Source organism: Streptomyces sp. NBC_00525 (assembly GCF_036346595.1).
Classification (GTDB): domain Bacteria; phylum Actinomycetota; class Actinomycetes; order Streptomycetales; family Streptomycetaceae; genus Streptomyces.
Window position 1 is genome coordinate 3,388,686 of the sequence record NZ_CP107834.1, and the last position, 16,269, is coordinate 3,404,954.

The 16,269-nt window shown below is 70.4% G+C and carries 16 protein-coding genes and 1 tRNA gene; 10 read left to right on the forward strand and 7 right to left on the reverse strand.

The window, feature by feature from the left end; genetic code table 11:
- Positions 1 to 47 precede the first annotated feature (47 nt).
- Positions 48 to 881, forward strand: a complete 834-nt coding sequence (locus tag OG710_RS14885) for a class I SAM-dependent methyltransferase (RefSeq protein WP_330239764.1) — start codon at positions 48 to 50, stop codon at positions 879 to 881.
- Positions 882 to 947: 66 nt separating this feature from the next.
- Here OG710_RS14885 and OG710_RS14890 read toward each other — a convergent pair whose 3' ends face one another.
- From OG710_RS14890 to OG710_RS14900, 3 genes are all read right to left on the reverse strand, one after another.
- The gene (locus OG710_RS14890; RefSeq protein ID WP_111329977.1) at positions 948 to 1,754 is read right to left on the reverse strand and encodes an SGNH/GDSL hydrolase family protein; all 807 of its coding nucleotides are present in this window, start codon (positions 1,752 to 1,754) and stop codon (positions 948 to 950) included.
- A 467-nt stretch (positions 1,755 to 2,221) separates the two neighbouring features.
- Positions 2,222 to 2,295, reverse strand: a tRNA-Pro gene (locus tag OG710_RS14895).
- A gap of 96 nt (positions 2,296 to 2,391) precedes the next feature.
- Entirely contained in the window at positions 2,392 to 3,333 is a 942-nt protein-coding gene (locus OG710_RS14900; RefSeq protein ID WP_330239765.1) for a metallophosphoesterase, read from the reverse strand.
- A gap of 79 nt (positions 3,334 to 3,412) precedes the next feature.
- On the opposite strand from OG710_RS14900, the gene OG710_RS14905 reads away from it, so the two are divergent.
- Positions 3,413 to 3,877 (forward strand): GatB/YqeY domain-containing protein, encoded by a 465-nt coding sequence (locus tag OG710_RS14905; protein WP_111329979.1) that lies wholly within the window; start codon positions 3,413 to 3,415, stop codon positions 3,875 to 3,877.
- 88 nt (positions 3,878 to 3,965) lie between these two features.
- Here the strand turns inward: OG710_RS14905 and OG710_RS14910 are convergent, their stop codons facing one another.
- Entirely contained in the window at positions 3,966 to 6,224 is a 2,259-nt protein-coding gene (locus OG710_RS14910) for a transglycosylase domain-containing protein (RefSeq protein ID WP_330239766.1), read from the reverse strand.
- Between the two features lie 525 nt (positions 6,225 to 6,749).
- On the opposite strand from OG710_RS14910, the gene OG710_RS14915 reads away from it, so the two are divergent.
- A complete protein-coding gene (locus tag OG710_RS14915) occupies positions 6,750 to 7,100 on the forward strand; it encodes a WhiB family transcriptional regulator (RefSeq protein WP_199563912.1) in 351 nt (116 codons plus the stop codon).
- A 58-nt stretch (positions 7,101 to 7,158) separates the two neighbouring features.
- On the opposite strand, the gene OG710_RS14920 is transcribed toward OG710_RS14915, so the two are convergent.
- On the reverse strand, positions 7,159 to 8,481 hold the full coding sequence (locus tag OG710_RS14920; protein WP_330239767.1) for an ArsA family ATPase: 1,323 nt from the start codon (positions 8,479 to 8,481) through the stop codon (positions 7,159 to 7,161).
- A complete protein-coding gene (locus OG710_RS14925) occupies positions 8,478 to 9,467 on the reverse strand; it encodes an ArsA family ATPase (protein WP_330239768.1) in 990 nt (329 codons plus the stop codon). Before OG710_RS14925 ends, OG710_RS14920 begins: the two co-directional genes overlap by 4 nt.
- An 82-nt stretch (positions 9,468 to 9,549) precedes the next feature.
- Here OG710_RS14925 and OG710_RS14930 point away from each other — a divergent pair, with 82 nt between their 5' ends.
- The 4 genes from OG710_RS14930 to OG710_RS14945 all read left to right on the forward strand — a co-directional run bounded on the left by OG710_RS14930 (position 9,550) and on the right by OG710_RS14945 (position 12,116).
- Positions 9,550 to 9,708, forward strand: coding sequence for a DUF4177 domain-containing protein (locus tag OG710_RS14930; RefSeq protein WP_003991873.1), 159 nt, complete (start codon positions 9,550 to 9,552; stop codon positions 9,706 to 9,708).
- Positions 9,708 to 10,178: a RidA family protein gene (locus OG710_RS14935; RefSeq protein WP_111329986.1), complete on the forward strand. Its 471-nt coding sequence runs from the start codon at positions 9,708 to 9,710 to the stop codon at positions 10,176 to 10,178. Before OG710_RS14930 ends, OG710_RS14935 begins: the two co-directional genes overlap by 1 nt.
- Positions 10,179 to 10,347: 169 nt before the next feature.
- Positions 10,348 to 11,289, forward strand: a complete 942-nt coding sequence (locus tag OG710_RS14940; RefSeq protein ID WP_330239769.1) for an NUDIX hydrolase — start codon at positions 10,348 to 10,350, stop codon at positions 11,287 to 11,289.
- On the forward strand, positions 11,286 to 12,116 hold the full coding sequence (locus tag OG710_RS14945; RefSeq protein WP_330239770.1) for an MBL fold metallo-hydrolase: 831 nt from the start codon (positions 11,286 to 11,288) through the stop codon (positions 12,114 to 12,116). The genes OG710_RS14940 and OG710_RS14945 overlap by 4 nt, the downstream gene beginning before the upstream one ends.
- A gap of 86 nt (positions 12,117 to 12,202) precedes the next feature.
- On the opposite strand, the gene OG710_RS14950 is transcribed toward OG710_RS14945, so the two are convergent.
- Positions 12,203 to 12,877, reverse strand: coding sequence for a Crp/Fnr family transcriptional regulator (locus OG710_RS14950; protein ID WP_014046869.1), 675 nt, complete (start codon positions 12,875 to 12,877; stop codon positions 12,203 to 12,205).
- Between the two features lie 253 nt (positions 12,878 to 13,130).
- Between OG710_RS14950 and nth the strand changes: the two genes are divergently transcribed.
- The 3 genes from nth to OG710_RS14965 all read left to right on the forward strand — a co-directional run bounded on the left by nth (position 13,131) and on the right by OG710_RS14965 (position 16,203).
- Positions 13,131 to 14,075, forward strand: a complete 945-nt coding sequence (gene nth / locus OG710_RS14955) for an endonuclease III (protein WP_330239771.1) — start codon at positions 13,131 to 13,133, stop codon at positions 14,073 to 14,075.
- Between the two features lie 62 nt (positions 14,076 to 14,137).
- Positions 14,138 to 14,908 (forward strand): NUDIX hydrolase, encoded by a 771-nt coding sequence (locus tag OG710_RS14960; RefSeq protein ID WP_111329989.1) that lies wholly within the window; start codon positions 14,138 to 14,140, stop codon positions 14,906 to 14,908.
- 89 nt (positions 14,909 to 14,997) lie between these two features.
- The gene (locus OG710_RS14965; protein WP_330239772.1) at positions 14,998 to 16,203 is read left to right on the forward strand and encodes a MarP family serine protease; all 1,206 of its coding nucleotides are present in this window, start codon (positions 14,998 to 15,000) and stop codon (positions 16,201 to 16,203) included.
- Positions 16,204 to 16,269: the final 66 nt, after the last annotated feature.

Genomic DNA, 16,269 nt, shown 5'->3' on the forward strand with positions numbered 1-16,269 from the left:
CGACAATCCGTTCGCTTCGTCCGCAGCCTGTGGATAACCTCGCGCACATGTCCACTCCTCCGATACCGCCCGACTGGCGCGAGGCCAACCGCAGGATGTGGGATGAGCGTGTGCCCATCCACGCAGGCAGTGACTTCTACGACCTCGGCTCCTTCCGTGAGGGCAAGGACGCGCTGAGGCCCTTCGAGGTGACCGAGGTCGGTGACGTGACCGGTCGGACGCTGCTGCATCTGCAGTGCCACATCGGACTCGACACGATCTCCTGGGCGCGGCACGGCGCCGCCCAGGTCGTCGGCCTCGACTTCTCCGAACCGGCCGTCGAGACCGCGCGCGCCCTCGCCCTGGACATGGGACTGGGCCCCGACCGGGCGGCCTTCGTCGCCGCCGACGTCTACGACGCGGCCCAGGCCGTGCCGGACTCCTCGTACGACATCGTGTACACGGGCGTCGGCGCGCTGAACTGGCTGCCGGACATCGACCGCTGGGCGGAGACGGCCGCGTCGCTGGTGGCGCCGGGCGGATTCCTGTACCTCGCTGAGTTCCATCCGCTCACGGACTGCCTCGACGACGAGTCGGGCTCGCGGATCGTGCACGACTACTTCAGCCGTGAGGCATGGGTGGACGAGACGCCGGGTACGTACGCGGACTTCGACGCCCCGACCGTCCACAACCGCAGCGTCGAGTGGCAGCACCCGGTGGGCAGTGTGGTGTCGGCGCTGGCCGCCGCCGGCCTGCGGATCGAGTTCCTCCACGAGCACGACGTCTCGCTCTTCGCGCGTTTCCCCGTCCTGAAACGTGGCACGGACGACTTCTTCCGCTTTCCGCCGGACCGCCCGCGCATCCCCTTGATGTACTCGATCAAGGCGTCCCGCCCGGCATGACGGACGGCGCGGCGATACCCCGCAGAACCGGGACACCGCCGCGCCGCAGCCTTCTGCTCGTACCGCCTACGCCGCGGAGCGGAACGCGGGCAGATAGCCGCCCGACTGCCCTGCGGCCTTCGGGTGGTACGAGTTGTAAAGGGGGATCGAGACGCTGTGCAGCCACGGGTCGCCGGAGCACAGCTCGTGCCCGGTGAACTCGTCGGCGACCCCGGAGAAGGTGAACCCGGAGTTCGCCGCCTGCTTGGCGATCACGCCGTTCAGCACATCCGATGCGTTGTTGATGGCCGTGCGCGCCCGGTCGGAGAGCCCGACGAGGCAGCTGCCGCCGATCTTGTAGAAGCGCGGGTAGCCCAGCACCACGACATGGGCCTGCGGGGCCTTGGAGTGGATGGAGGAATACAGCGAACTCAGCCGGGAAGGCAGCGTGTTGTTCATCTTCCCGACGGCCGCGTTCACGGCCGAGATGCACGCGGACTCGCCGGACAGCACGCAGTCCTGCATGACGTCGGCGAACCCGACGTCGTTGCCGCCCGCGGTGACGCTCACCAGCGAGGTGGACGAGCTGAGCGCCCCGAGCTGGCCGCCTGCCACGGTGCTCGTGGTGGCGCCCGAACAGGCGACGAAGGCGAACGACGACGGGGAGTTCGCAGCGGCCCAGAGGTAGGGGTAGGCCTTGGTGCTGCGTCGGCAGTCACCGCTGTCGGACAGATAGCTGCCCGCGCCGACGCCGGACGAATACGAGTCGCCCAGCGCGACGTATCCGCCGGCGGCGGCCGGGGAAGCCGCCGAAGCCGGCTGGACGAAGCCCAGAGCGGCAGCGGCGGCGAGGAGCAGAGTGGATGCGGACGCCCAGAATCTCCGTACTGACATGGCTGTCAGCCCTCCGAAATGTGGGGGGTGGGTGGGGGGTTGAGTGAGCGTCACCTGTTGTAGCAGCTCGCGGTACCAGTCGGTAATAGCCCGGAGAGAACCCGCCTGAATTGCCCGAATGATCGGTCGGGAACGTAGCTCCGCGCGTAGATAAACCCACAACTCCCCCTGAACAAAAGGTTTTACGACGATCTGCTCATCGCTTCACAGGAATGCGGAATCGACTCCCACCTGGGCCGCCACCCGCGCCGCAGCCCGGAACCGCCAACGGGCGTCGACCGCGCGGCCGCTGTCGCGTTACGCCCGCCCCGTAACCCCGAGGGTCGATCCGACAGCGTCAGGTGCATGTCATGTCGGAGCTGGGGTGCCAATCAAGATCACACCTGGTTGACACCCGGACCGCTCGCGGAACGCGAGCAGGGCCGGTCTCCCGTAAAGGAGACCGGCCCTGACCTGGTACTTCACTGTCGGGGTGGCGGGATTTGAACCCACGACCTCTTCGTCCCGAACGAAGCGCGCTGCCAAGCTGCGCTACACCCCGATCGTCGCGGTTTCCCGGCGACATCGATAACTCTAGCCCACTGGCGCCCGGAGACGAAATCCGGTTTTTGTCGCGATCGGTCGGGGTGGCCCGGGGTCAGGCGTCGCGGGGGGTCAGGGTGAGAAGGGTGGCCTCCGGGGGGCAGGCGACGCGGACCGGGGCGTAGCGGCTTGTGCCGCAGCCGGCCGAGACGTGGAGGTAGGCGCGGTTGCCGGCGGCGATGTGCGTGGAGAGGCCCTTGACCCGGTCCGTGTCCAGGTCGCAGTTGGTGACCAGGGCGCCGTAGAAGGGGACGCAGACCTGGCCGCCGTGGGTGTGACCGGCAAGGACCAGAGGGTAACCGTCCGTAGTGAAGGCGTCGAGGGAGCGCAGGTACGGGGCGTGGACCACGCCGATCGACAGGTCGGCGTCCGTCTCGGGGCCGCCGGCGACCTCGGCGTACCGGTCGCGCTTGATGTGCGGGTCGTCCAGGCCGGTGAAGGCCAGCTCCAGGCCGTCCAGCTTGAGGCGGCCGCGCGTGTTGGAGAGGTTGAGCCAGCCCGCCTCGTCGAAGCCGTCGCGCATCGGCTCCCACGGGTTGTGGACGACGCCCACCGCCGGGGCGTTTCCGTTGAGGCCGTGCCGGCCCGACGCCTTCTCGAACAGGTAGCGGACCGGGTTGCGCAGCTTCGGGCCGTAGTAGTCGTTGGAGCCGAACACGTACACGCCCGGGAACTCCATCAGCGGGCCGAGCGCGTCCAGCAGCTCCGGTACGGCCTCGGGGTCGGAGAGGTTGTCCCCGGTGTTGACGACGAAGTCGGGCCGCAGGCCCGCCAGCGACTGGAGCCAGGCGCGCTTCTTGCGCTGCCCGCTGACCATGTGCACGTCGGAGATCTGCAGGACGCGCAGCGGGCGCGCCCCCTGCGGGAGCACCGGGACGGTGACCCTGCGCAGACGGAACGAGCGGACCTCGAAGCCTGCCGCGTAGACGAGACCGGCGGCGCCGGCCGCGGCGGTGACCGCCGTGATTTTCAGGGGTACTCCGTAGCGTGCGCGCATGCGCCCATCGTCGCAGACGGCGCCCGGCCGCGGGAAAACAGGCGGGCGCCGGACGGTCCGCACCTGCCACAATCTCCTCATGACCACGCTCAAGTCCAAGCTCCAGGAAGACCTCACCACGGCCATGAAGGCGCGTGACGAGCTGACCTCGTCCACGCTCCGGCTGACCCTCACCGCGATCACCAAGGAGGAGGTGGGCGGCAAGTCCGCCCGCGAGCTCTCCGACGACGAGGTGCAGAAGGTGATCGCCAAGGAGGCCAAGAAGCGCCGCGAGGCGGCCGAGGCCTTCGCCAAGGGCGGCCGGACCGAGCAGGCCGAGCGGGAGAAGAAGGAGGGCGAGATCCTCGACGCGTACCTCCCGCAGCAGCTGAGCGACGACGAGCTGAACGCCGTCGTGGCCTCCGCCGTCGACGAGGCGAAGGCCGCCGGGGCAGAGGGGCCGCGCGCGATGGGCGCCGTCATGAAGATCGTCAACCCGAAGGTGGCCGGTCGCGCCGACGGCGGCCGGGTGGCCGCCGCGGTGAAGAAGCTCCTCGCGGGCTGAGCCGGCTCCCTTCGCACGCCGTGAACGAGGGCGGGGCGCCCCCGGTGGTTCCGGGGGCGCCCCGCCCTCGCGTGTGAGCGGTCTCGGCTCAGGGGCCGTTCACGCCGCCGTCGTTCTGGCCGCGGCCGTGGCCGTTGTCGTCGCCGGGTCCGCCGATGACGCCCGGTGGGATGCTGATGCCGGGGAACGGGTTGTCGTCACCGGGCTTGTTGTCGCCCGGCTTCCGCTTGTCGCGGTCCCGGTTCCGCTTGTCCTTGTCCTCCTTCTCCTTCTCCTTCGCGCGCGGCACGTCGACCGCGTTGAAGGAGGGGGTCTCGGAGGGACTCAGAGAGCCGGTCATCGCCGTCTTCCAGATCGGCCCTGGCAGACAGCCACCGCAGACCTTGTCGTAGTACTGGCCGCCGATGACGATGTTGGTCATCGACTCCTGGCGGGCACCGTCGCTGCCGACCCACACCGCCGTGGACAGGTTCGGCGTGTAGCCGACGAACCAGACGTTCTTGCGCTCGTCGGTGGTACCGGTCTTGCCCGCGTTGTCGCGGTCGCTGAGACCGGCCTGCGTACCGGTTCCGTCCTCGACGACGCCCTTGAGCATCTGGTTGAGGGTGTCGGCCGTGTGCTCGCTCATCGCGCGGTCGCACTTCGACTTCGGTACGTCGATCGCCGAGCCGTCCGCCTTCTTGACGGAGAGGATCGCGACCGGCGAGCAGTACGTGCCGCGGTTGGCGAAGGTCGCGTAGACCGCGGCCATGGCGAGCGGGGTCGACTCCTGGCTGCCGAGCGTGGTGGTGGGAATCTGCAGCAGCGGCTTGTTGTCACCGCGCGTGTAGCCGACCTTCTTGGCCATGGTCAGCGTCTCGCAGAGGCCGGCCTTCTCCTCCAGCTTGGCGAAGTAGGTGTTGATCGACTTGCCCAGCGCGCTGGTCATGTCGAACATGCCCTTCTCGGTCTCCGTCTCGTTCTCCACGTCCCACGGCTTGTTGTCCGCGGGGGCGCCCTCGCAGGTGCGGAAGGCGTCGGCGGGCAGCGTTATCGAGGAGGGCGTGTCGAAACTCTGCGCCGGGCTGATGCCCTTCTCCAGCGCCGCCGCGGCGGTGATCGGCTTGAACGTCGAGCCGACCTGGAAGCCGGCGTAGCTGCCGCCCATCGCGTGGTCGACGGAGAGGTTCAGCATGGTCTGGTGCTTGGACGGGTCCAGACCGTACGGCCGCGACTGGGCCATCGCCAGTATGCGGCCGGTGCCCGGCTGCACCTGGACGACCGCGGCGGCGACCTTGTCGTCGGAGTTGACGCGGGAGGTGGCGGCCTCGTTGGAGGCGGCCTGCGAGCGAGGGTCCAGCGTGGTCTTGATGGTCAGACCGCCGGTCGCCCAGAGCTTGGCGCGCTCCTTCTCGGTCTTGCCGAAGGCCGGGTCGTTCTTGACGATCTTCTGGACGTAGTCGCAGAAGAACCCGGCGCCGTTGACGGCGGTGATGCAGCCGTTCTGCGGGCGCTTGACCTTGAGCTTGATCGGGTTCTTCTGGGCCTTCTCCGCCTCTTCGCGCGAGATCTTCCCGGTGTCCGCCATCCGCTGGAGGACGGTGTTGCGGCGCTTGGTCGCTTCCTCTATGTCGTTGATGGGGTCGTAGCGGCTGGGGGACTGCACGATCCCGGCCAGCAGCGCGGCCTCCTCCAGGCTCAGGTTCTTGGCCGACTTGGAGAAGTAGCGCTGGGAGGCGGCCTCGACGCCGTACGCCTGCTGCCCGAAGAACGTGATGTTGAGGTAGTTCTCCAGGATCTTCTTCTTGCCGAGCTCTTCCTCGACCTGGATCGCGTACTTCAGTTCCTGGATCTTGCGGCCGAGCGTCTGCTGGGTGGCCTGGGCGACCTTGTCCGGGTCGTTGCCCGCCTCCTCGACGAAGACGTTCTTCACGTACTGCTGGGTGAGCGTCGAGGCGCCCTCCGCGGTCCCGCCGGCCTGCACGTTGCGGTTCATCGCGCGCAGGATGCCCTTGAGGTCGACGGCGCCGTGCTCGTAGAAGCGGGCGTCCTCGATCGCGATGATCGCCTTCTGCATGTACGGCGAGATGCTCGTCAGCGGCACCACCGTGCGGTCACGGGAGTACACCGTGGCGATGAGGCCGCCCTCGCTGTCCAGGATCTTGGAGCGCTGACTCAGCGGTGGCGTCTTCAGATTGGCCGGGATCTCGTCGAACCCGTCGACCGTCCCCTTGGCGGCCAGACCCAGTGCTCCGGCGGCCGGCAGCGCGATACCCGCGAGGACGACTCCCGAGAGTGCGGCGACACCGAGGAACTTGGCGGCCTGCTGGGTCTTGGTGAGACCCCCGCCCGAGCGCTTCTTTGGCATGGGGGCAGCCTAATCCGTAGATATGAGCGTTCCGTAGGACCGGGTGCTTCTCGGAGCGTTCGCGTACCGGACCGTGACATTCGGACCGGCGTGTACACGCGCGGCCGTGGGCTCCGACCTGGTGGCATGGCGGTGCGGGGCGGCTGCGTTCCCATTCGCCGGACACAGGGATATGCCTTGGCCTAAGCTGCTCTCAACTGTCACAGCAGTCCGGTTACGTATCAACCCCCGCGCACGATCAGGCCATGCGCCCGGCGTTCCCGAATTCGCCCGGCGTGTCACCGGATGCCCGTTGCGGTTTTGGTGGACTGTCCTGATGAAGGCGACTTGGTCCCGCATGTCCTCCCCTCACTCCCCTGGGTGATCTGCCGCATACGCATAGTCCGTTCGGGCCATTCAAGATTGGGCCCGAAGGGGGTGTTGTGCTGTCGCCACCTTCCGTAACGTCCTCAACTGGCAGCGGTGAAGGTGAATATGCCGCTGCCGCCGTGGGGGAGCCTCGATTCGGGAGAGGACGGCGCCGGGATGGGCTGGGTAACCGACTGGAGTGCGCAGGCAGCCTGCCGCACTACTGATCCGGATGAACTGTTCGTACAAGGGGCAGCGCAGAACAGGGCCAAGGCGGTGTGCACCGGATGCCCGGTGCGGACCGAGTGCCTGGCCGACGCGCTGGACCATCGCGTCGAATTCGGCGTGTGGGGTGGGATGACGGAGCGGGAGCGCCGCGCGCTGCTGCGCAGGCGGCCGACCGTGACGTCCTGGCGCCGGCTGCTGGAGACCGCCCGCAGCGAGTACGAGCGGTCCACGGGCATGCTGCCCGTGGCGAATGGGCTGGAGAACGGCGAGCTGCACGAGACGTTCGCCGCCGTCGGCTAGCGCCTGTCCGGTACGAGGGCGTCGTACGGCCCCCACCGTACGTACGCACGACGAGCGGCTAGGCAGCTCCGGCCGGGTCCGATCCGGTCGCGAGCCGGTCCCCGACGGCCCGCAGGCCCGAGAGGTCGTGGACGTCTCCGGGCAGCGCGGCCACGGCGGTCACGGGTACCTCGGGATGGCGCGCGGTGAAACGGTCGCGGGTGTCCTGTTCGCGCGCGACCAACTGCATCCGTTCGGCATGCAGACGGAGCAGTCCGGCGGTCAGTTCTTCGGTTGTGATGGTTGGCGTACGGTCGGTCCGGAGCTCGGGGTCCGTAGCGGATTCGGGAGCGGCGGTTCCAGGGGCATCGGCGGTGGGTGCGCGCCCGGCCGTGGGAGAGTCGGCGGGCTCACGAAGTCCAGCCTTCCCGGCCGCCTGATCCACAATGCCACCGGTTTCAAGATTTTCTGCGGCGGCCAGCGCCTGTTCGGCGGAGAGCCGGGCGGCGTCGCTGCCGTGCACCCGGTTGAGCACCAGTCCCGCCAGTGGCATCCCCTCCGCCGCCAGGCGTTCCACGAAGTACGCCGCTTCGCGGAGCGCGTCCCGCTCCGGTGTCGCGACGACGAGGAACGCCGTGCCGGGCGCCTGGAGAAGTTTGTACGTGGCATCGGCGCGGGTACGGAAGCCGCCGAACATGGTGTCCATCGCGGCGACGAACGTCTGGACGTCCCGCAGGAACTGCCCGCCCAGCAGCTTGCCGAGCGTCCCGGTCATCATCGACATGCCCACGTTGAGGAACTTCATTCCGGCGCGGCCACCCATTTTCGCCGGGGCCATCAGCAGCTTGATGAACTTCCCGTCCAGGAACGAGCCCAAACGCTTCGGGGCGTCCAGGAAGTCCAGCGCGGACCGCGACGGCGGCGTGTCCACGACGATCAGGTCCCACTCGTCGCGCGCCCGGAGCTGACCGAGCTTCTCCATCGCCATGTACTCCTGCGTGCCCGCGAAGCCGGCCGACAGGGACTGATAGAAGGGGTTCTCCAGAATGGCGCGGGCCCGTTCCGCGTCCGCGTGCGCCTCGACGATCTCGTCGAAGGTCCGCTTCATGTCGAGCATCATGGCGTGCAGCTCACCGGCGCCCTCGATGCCCTTCACCCGGCGCGGCACGTTGTCCAGCGAATCGATGCCCATGGACTGGGCGAGCCTGCGGGCCGGGTCGATGGTGAGGACGACGACCTTGCGTCCGCGCTCCGCCGCCCGCACGCCGAGCGCCGCCGCGGTGGTCGTCTTGCCGACGCCGCCGGAGCCGCAGCAGACGATGATCCGGATGCCCGGATCGTTGATCAGGGCGTCGGTGTCCAGGGCCGGTACGGGGGCCGCCGCCCTTGTGCGTGCTGTCATGAACCCGCCCCTCGTCCGGACTCCCCTTGGCCCGCGCCCTGTTCGCGGAGCGCGGCCGCCAGCGTGTCGAGCCCGGCCCGGTCCACCCCCTCGCCGATCAGCGGGAGCTCGTACCCCGGCAGGCCGAGGCCCGCCAGCACCGCGCGCTGTTCGCGCTCCAGGGCGACCCGCTGGGTGTGCTCGGCGGCCTGCTCGACCAGCGGGCGTACGAGCCCCGCCGCGCCGGTCACGCCCGCCCGTGTCAGCGTCTTGGCGATCTCCTTGCGCCGGCCGCCCGAGGCGGCGCTCAGCGCGTCGCCGTCCAGCAGCTGCGGGCGCACCATGTTCACGATGACCCGGCCCACCGGCAGTTCGGCGGCGCGCAGCTCCGCGATGCCGTCCGCGGTCTCCTGGACCGGCATCTCCTCCAGCAGGGTGACCAGATGCACCGAGGTCTCCGGGGACTTCAGCACCCTCATCACGGCCTGGGCCTGATTGTGTATCGGGCCGATCCGGGCGAGCCCGGCCACCTCGTCGTTCACATTGAGGAAGCGCGTGATGCGGCCGGTCGGCGGGGCGTCCATGATCACGTGGTCGTAGACGAACCGGTTCTGCCGGTCCTTGCGGCGGACCGCCTCGCAGGCCTTGCCCGTCAGCAGGACGTCCCGCACGCCGGGCGCGATGGTGGTCGCGAAGTCGATCGCGCCGAGCTTCTTGAGCGCCCGGCCCGCGCTGCCGAGCTTGTAGAACATCTGGAGGTAGTCGAGGAGCGCCAGCTCCGCGTCGATCGCGAGGGCGTAGACCTCGCCGCCGCCGGGGGCGACGGCGATCCTGCGCTCCTCGTAGGGGAGGGAGCCCGCATCGAAGAGCTGGGCGATGCCCTGTCTGCCCTCGACCTCCACGAGGAGAGTGCGCCTGCCCTCGGCCGCGAGGGCGAGCGCGAGGGCGGCGGCGACCGTGGTCTTACCGGTACCGCCCTTGCCGCTGACGACCTGGAACCTGCTCACGTATTCGAGCCTAACCAGTCACACCGCAGGCTACGCACGAGGCTGCGCGTGCCCTGGATTGCGCAGGCATTACAGTCGGGCCATGACCAAGTGGGAATACGCGACCGTGCCCCTTCTCGTGCACGCGACCAAGCAGATTCTGGACACCTGGGGCGAGGACGGCTGGGAGCTGGTCCAGGTCGTTCCCGGCCCGAACAACCCCGAGCAGCTCGTGGCGTACCTGAAGCGGGAGAAGCAGTAGTGGCGGGCACCGTCGAGGCGAGGCTCGCCGAGCTGGGGCTGCCGCTGCCGGCCGTCGTGCCGCCGCTGGCCGTGTACCAGCCGGCCGTGCAGTCGGGCGTGTACGTGTACACGGCCGGCCAGCTGCCGATGGTGGACGGCAAGCTCGCCGTCACCGGCAAGGTCGGCGCCGAGGTCACGCCCGACGAGGCCAAGGAGCTGGCCAAGACCTGCGCGCTGAACGCCCTGGCCGCGGTGAAGTCGGTCGCGGGCGACCTGGACCGCATCGCGCGGGTCGTGAAGGTCGTCGGCTTCGTCGCGTCGGCCACCGACTTCACCGGCCAGTCCGGTGTGGTCAACGGCGCGAGCGAGCTGCTGGGCGAGGTCCTCGGGGACAAGGGCGTGCACGCCCGCAGCGCCGTGGGCGTCGCCGTGCTGCCGCTGGACGCGCCGGTCGAGGTCGAGATCCAGGTCGAGCTGACCGAAGCCTGACCCGGCCCGCATCTCCCCGATGCGGCCCGTATCCGCCGTCGATCCCGTCCGGTCGTGACGACCGGGCGGGATCGCGTGTTTCCGGAGGCCGCGCCGATGTAGGTGTAGACGCCATGTACGGATCGGGATACCTCTCGAACATCGGCGCGGTTCCGGATAGCCTCCGGCCATGTCCAATGGTCAGTGGTACCCCCCGGAATGGCCCGGCCGGATCAGGGCCCTCGCCGCAGGCGAGCTGACGGCCGCCGTGCCCCGCCGGGCGGCCACCGTGATGCTGCTCCGGGACGGCGCCGCCGGGGGCGCACCCGCCGTCCACATGCTGCGCCGGCGCACCTCGATGGCCTTCGCCGGAGGGGCGTACGCCTATCCGGGGGGCGGGGTGGACCCGCGCGACGACGACCGGCTCGTCGGCTGGGCCGGTCCCGCACCGGCGGCCTGGGCCGAGCGGCTGGGCGTCGGCACACCGGCCGAGGCGCAGGCGATCGTCTGCGCGGCCGTCCGCGAGACGTACGAGGAGGCCGGGGTTCTGCTCGCCGGACCGACGCCGGAAACGGTCGTCACCGACACCACGGGCGAGGACTGGGAGGCCGACCGGGCGGCGCTGGTCTCGCGCGAGCTGTCGTTCGCCGCGTTCCTGGAGCGGCGCGGGCTGGTGCTGCGCTCGGACCTGCTCGGCGCGTGGGCGCGCTGGATCACACCCGAGTTCGAGCCGCGCCGCTACGACACCTGGTTCTTCGTCGCCGTGCTCCCCGCGGGCCAGCGCACCCGGAACGCCTCCACGGAGGCCGACCGCACGGTGTGGATCACGCCGGGCGACGCGGCCGACGGCTACGACCGGGGCGAGCTGCTGATGATGCCGCCGACCGTGGCGACGCTGCGGACGCTCCGCCCGTACGCCACCGCCGCGCGGGCGCTGGAGGCGGCGTCGGACCAGGACCTCACCCCCGTACTCGCGCAGGCCCGCCTGGACGGCGACGAGCTGGTGCTGAGCTGGCCGGGGCACGCGGAGTTCACGAAGCACATTTCCGCAGCCGACGCGGATGAAACGCGCGGCGAGGGTGAATCGGGCAACGTGGAGCTGACGGCCGACGCGGAAGGCGGTGCGCGATGAGTGACGCTGCGGCGCTGCCCGGAGAGCCGCGCGGCGGTGTGCTCTCCGGCCCCGCCACCGCCCGTACGGTCAATGTCCTGGCACCCAACCCCTCCGCGATGACGCTGGACGGGACCAATACGTGGATCGTCGCCGAGCCCGACTCGGACCTGGCGGTTGTCATCGATCCGGGCCCGCTGGACGAGACTCATTTGCGGGCCGTCGTCGACACCGCCGAGCGGGCCGGCCGCCGGGTCGCGCTGACGCTCCTCACCCATGGCCATCCGGACCACGCGGAGGGCGCCGCCCGGTTCGCGGAGCTGACCGGGACCAAGGTGCGGGCGCTGGACCCGGAGATGCGGCTCGGCGACGAGGGCCTGGGCACCGGTGACGTGATCACGACCGGCGGGCTGGAGATGTACGTGGTGCCGACGCCCGGCCACACGGCGGACTCGCTGTCGTTCCATCTGCCGGCCGACCGGGCGGTGCTCACCGGGGACACGATCCTCGGACGCGGAACGACCCTGGTGGCGCATCCGGACGGCCGGCTGGGCGACTATCTGGACTCGCTGCGGCGGCTGCGCTCCCTGACGGTCGACGACGGGGTGCACACGGTGCTGCCGGGGCACGGGCCGGTGCTGGAGGACGCGCAGGGCGCGGTCGAGTTCTATCTGGCCCACCGCGCGCACCGGCTGGCCCAGGTGGAGACGGCCGTGGAGACCGGCTACCGGACCTCGGCCGAGGTGGTGGCCCATGTCTATGCCGACGTGGACCGTTCGCTGTGGCCGGCGGCGGAGCTTTCGGTGCGGGCGCAGCTGGAGTACCTGGTCGAGCACGGGCTGATCTGAGGGCGCGTACGGAAGGACCCGCCGCACGCGGAAGGGGCCCCGCCGGTCGTGGCGGGGCCCCTTCGCGCTCGGCGTACGGCGACGGGTCAGCGCGAGCGCTTGGCCAGCCGCTCCACATCCAGCAGGATCACGGCGCGGGCCTCCAGCCGCAGCCAGCCGCGGCCGGCGAAGTCCGCGAGGGCCTTGTTGACCGTCTCGCGGGAGGCGCCGACCAGCTGGGCCAGCTCCTCCTGCGTCAGGTCGTGCACCACGTGGATGCCTTCCTCGGACTGGACGCCGAAGCGGCGCGACAGGTCCAGGAGAGCGCGGGCGACACGGCCGGGGACGTCGGAGAAGACCAGGTCGGACATCTGGTCGTTGGTCTTGCGCAGCCGCCGGGCGACGGCGCGCAGCAGGGCCGTGGCCACCTCGGGGCGCGCGTTGAGCCAGGGCTGCAGGTCGCCGTGGCCCAGGCCGAGGAGCTTGACCTCGGTCAGCGCGGTGGCGGTGGCCGTGCGCGGGCCGGGGTCGAAGAGCGACAGCTCGCCGATCAGCTCGCCGGGACCGAGGACCGCCAGCATGTTCTCTCGACCGTCGGGGGAGGTGCGGTGGAGCTTCACCTTGCCCTCGGTGACCACGTAGAGGCGGTCGCCGGGATCGCCCTCGTGGAACAGCGCGTCGCCGCGCGCGAGGGTCACCTCACTCATCGAGGCGCGGAGCTCCGCGGCCTGCTCGTCATCGAGCGCCGCGAAAAGCGGGGCGCGCCGCAGAACGTCGTCCACGAGTTCTCTCCTTGTCGGCCTGTCCAGGGAACCGTGGTCCCCATCATGCCGGACGGTAAAACAGTGCGATCAATCACAAACCAGTTTGACGCACGTGCGTGCCGAGGGGTACGGCAGGGGGCCGATTGGGGGTGGATCACCGGTGACCGGGGCGGATGTCAGTGCCGGGCTCTAGGCTGGCCGGGAGTCCGGGATGCCGGTGAGAGCGCAGGCCAAGGGGGCTGAGGGAGTGTCGGAGGGCCATGATTCCGCTGTGGGCGAACAGGGTGCGGGCGACCGGAAGAACCTGAAGAAAACGGCGGAAAGCCGGTCCGGCGCGAAGGCCGTGAAGGCCGTGAAGGCCGCGAAGAGCGCGAAAGACGTGAAGGCCGCGAAGAGTGCGAAGGAAGGACCGGCGGCCGGGGCCGCGGGGCCGAAGCGGAAGCCGGGCCGACCGGAATCGCATCTGGCGATGGTCCGTCGGGCCCGCCGGATCAACCGCGAACTGGCCGAGATCTACCCGTACGCCCACCCCGAGCTGGACTTCCGGAATCCGTTCGAACTGCTGGTCGCCACGGTCCTCTCCGCCCAGACCACCGATCTGAGGGTCAACCAGACCACCCCGGCCCTCTTCGCCGCCCACCCCACCCCCGAGGACATGGCCTCCGCCGTTCCGGAGGAGTTGGAGGAGCTGATCCGGCCGACCGGCTTCTTCCGTGCCAAGGCGAAATCGCTCCTCGGCCTGTCCGCCATGCTCCGGGACGACTTCGGCGGCGAGGTGCCGGGGCGGCTGGAGGATCTCGTCAAGCTCCCGGGAGTCGGCCGGAAGACGGCCAACGTGGTGCTGGGCAATGCCTTCGGAGTCCCCGGAATCACGGTGGACACGCACTTCGGTCGGCTGGTCCGGCGGTGGAAGTGGACCGAGCAGGAGGACCCGGAGAAGGTCGAGGCGGAGATCGCGGCCATCTTCCCCAGGAGCGAGTGGACCATGCTCTCGCACCGCGTCATCTTCCACGGCCGCCGCGTCTGCCACGCCCGCAGGCCCGCCTGCGGCGCCTGCCCGATCGCCCCGCTCTGCCCCGCGTACGGCGAGGGCGAGACCGACCCGGAGAAGGCCCGCAAGCTGCTGAAGTACGAGATGGGCGGCCGGCCGGGCCAGCGGCTGAACCCGCCGCCGGACTATCCGGGAAGCCCGGCCCCTCCGCTCGGCGCCGGCTGACGCGTACCGCCGCTGCGGAACGAATCGCGGGACGACAGGCGTTGTGAGACGGAGGGGTGCCCATGAAGACGCATGAACCCGGCACGGAACGGCAGGGCCAGGAACGGCACGGCGACGCGGACCGCCGCGCCCCGGTGGCGCACGGAAGCGCCGAGTACGGCGGCTCCCCGGTGGCCGTCTCGGAAGAGGGCCTGCCCGGCTGGCTCGACCCCGTCGCCCACGCCGCGCGGACCGTACGGCCCCAGCAGCTCAGCCGCTTCCTGCCGCCCGCGAGCGGTGCGGGACGCCAGTCGGCCGTGCTCGTCCTGTTCGGCGAGGGCGCGCGCGGCCCCGAGCTGCTGCTGATGGAGCGGGCCGGAAGCCTGCGCTCCCATCCGGGCCAGCCGTCCTTCCCCGGCGGCTCGCTCGACCCGGAGGACGGCGACCCGGCGACCACCGGACCGCTCCGGGCCGCGCTGCGGGAGGCCGAGGAGGAGACCGGGCTCGATCCGGGCGGGGTGCAGCTCTTCGGCGTCCTGCCGCGGCTCTACATCCCGGTGAGCGGCTTCGTCGTGGCGCCCGTCCTCGGCTGGTGGCGTACACCCAGCCCGGTCGGGGTCGTCGATCCGGGTGAGACCGCGAGGGTGTTCACCGTCCCCGTGGCGGATCTCACGGACCCGGCCAACCGGGCGACGGCCATCCACCCCAGCGGCCACCGGGGCCCGGCATTCCTGGTCGAATCGGCACTCGTCTGGGGGTTCACGGCCGGCGTGATCGACCGGATTCTGCACTTCGCGGGCTGGGAACGCCCGTGGGACAGGGCCAGGCAGGTGCCGCTCGACTGGCGCGCATGACAGGCTGACTTCCGTGCTCCGCAGGTCCGGGCCCGCCCGGAGCCGCGGAGGCGTACGGGCCCGGTGACGAATCTGCGAGGCTATAGACGGTGAACGTGCTGGACATCCTGCTGCTGGCCGGCGCCGTGTGGTTCGCGGTCATCGGCTACCGCCAGGGGTTCGTCGTCGGCATTCTGTCGGTGATCGGGTTCCTGGGCGGCGGTCTCGTCGCCGTCTACCTCCTGCCGGTCCTGTGGGACCAGCTGACGGACGGTTCGGAGGTCTCCTCGACCGCGGCCGTCGTCGCGGTCGTCATCGTGATCGTGTGCGCGTCGGTGGGCCAGGCGTTCACCACCCACCTCGGCAACAAGCTCCGCCGGCACATCACCTGGTCGCCCGCGCGCGCCCTGGACGCGACCGGCGGCGCCCTGGTCAACGTGGTGGCGATGCTGCTGGTCGCCTGGCTGATCGGCTCCGCCCTGGCGGGCACCTCGCTGCCGACGCTCGGCAAGGAGGTCCGCAACTCCTCGGTCCTGCTGGGCGTCTCCCGTGTGATGCCGCCCCAGGCGTCCACCTGGTTCACGGACTTCTCCTCGGTCCTCGCGCAGAACGGCTTCCCGCAGGTCTTCAGCCCCTTCGCCAACGAACCGATCACCGAGGTCAGGGCCCCTGATCCGGCCCTGGTGGGCAGCCCGGTCGCGGCGCGCGCCAAGCAGTCCATCGTCAAGGTCGTGGGTACGGCCCCGAGCTGCGGCAAGGTCCTCGAAGGCACCGGCTTCGTGTTCGCCGACCGCCGTGTCATGACCAACGCCCACGTCGTCGGCGGCGTCGACGAGCCGACCGTCCAGATCGGCGGCCAGGGACGCCTGTACGACGCGAAGGTCGTCCTCTACGACTGGCAGCGCGACATCGCCGTGCTCGACGTGCCCGACCTCGACGCGAAGCCGCTGCGGTTCGCCGACACCGAACGTGACGCGGAGTCGGGGGACAGCGCCATCGTCGCGGGCTTCCCGGAGAACGGCTCGTACGACGTACGCTCCGCGCGCGTCCGGGCCCGCATCGACGCCAACGGCCCCGACATCTACCACCGGGGCACGGTCCGCCGCGATGTGTACTCCCTCTACACCACCGTCCGTCAGGGCAACTCCGGCGGCCCGCTGCTGACCCCCGAAGGCAAGGTGTACGGGGTCGTGTTCGCCAAGTCGCTCGACGACCCGGACACCGGCTACGCGCTGACGGCGGACGAGATCCGCGAGGACATCGCACGGGGCCGCACGGCCAACCAGCAGGTCGACAGCCAGGGGTGCGCGCTCTAGCCGGCGTCTGCCGGACACCGCTGGGGAGCGCTGGGGAGCGCGCCGCCGGGCGGTCCCGTGCGCGGT

Bases quoted from the DNA above. Each gene is read 5' to 3' on its own strand.
- OG710_RS14885 (WP_330239764.1), top strand. From the start codon at position 48: ATGTCCACTCCTCCGATACCGCCCGACTGGCGCGAGGCCAACCGCAGG.
- OG710_RS14890 (WP_111329977.1), bottom strand. From the start codon at position 1,754: ATGTCAGTACGGAGATTCTGGGCGTCCGCATCCACTCTGCTCCTCGCC.
- OG710_RS14900 (WP_330239765.1), bottom strand. From the start codon at position 3,333: ATGCGCGCACGCTACGGAGTACCCCTGAAAATCACGGCGGTCACCGCC.
- OG710_RS14905 (WP_111329979.1), top strand. From the start codon at position 3,413: ATGACCACGCTCAAGTCCAAGCTCCAGGAAGACCTCACCACGGCCATG.
- OG710_RS14910 (WP_330239766.1), bottom strand. From the start codon at position 6,224: ATGCCAAAGAAGCGCTCGGGCGGGGGTCTCACCAAGACCCAGCAGGCC.
- OG710_RS14915 (WP_199563912.1), top strand. From the start codon at position 6,750: ATGGGCTGGGTAACCGACTGGAGTGCGCAGGCAGCCTGCCGCACTACT.
- OG710_RS14920 (WP_330239767.1), bottom strand. From the start codon at position 8,481: ATGACAGCACGCACAAGGGCGGCGGCCCCCGTACCGGCCCTGGACACC.
- OG710_RS14930 (WP_003991873.1), top strand. From the start codon at position 9,550: ATGACCAAGTGGGAATACGCGACCGTGCCCCTTCTCGTGCACGCGACC.
- OG710_RS14940 (WP_330239769.1), top strand. From the start codon at position 10,348: ATGTCCAATGGTCAGTGGTACCCCCCGGAATGGCCCGGCCGGATCAGG.
- OG710_RS14945 (WP_330239770.1), top strand. From the start codon at position 11,286: ATGAGTGACGCTGCGGCGCTGCCCGGAGAGCCGCGCGGCGGTGTGCTC.
- OG710_RS14960 (WP_111329989.1), top strand. From the start codon at position 14,138: ATGAAGACGCATGAACCCGGCACGGAACGGCAGGGCCAGGAACGGCAC.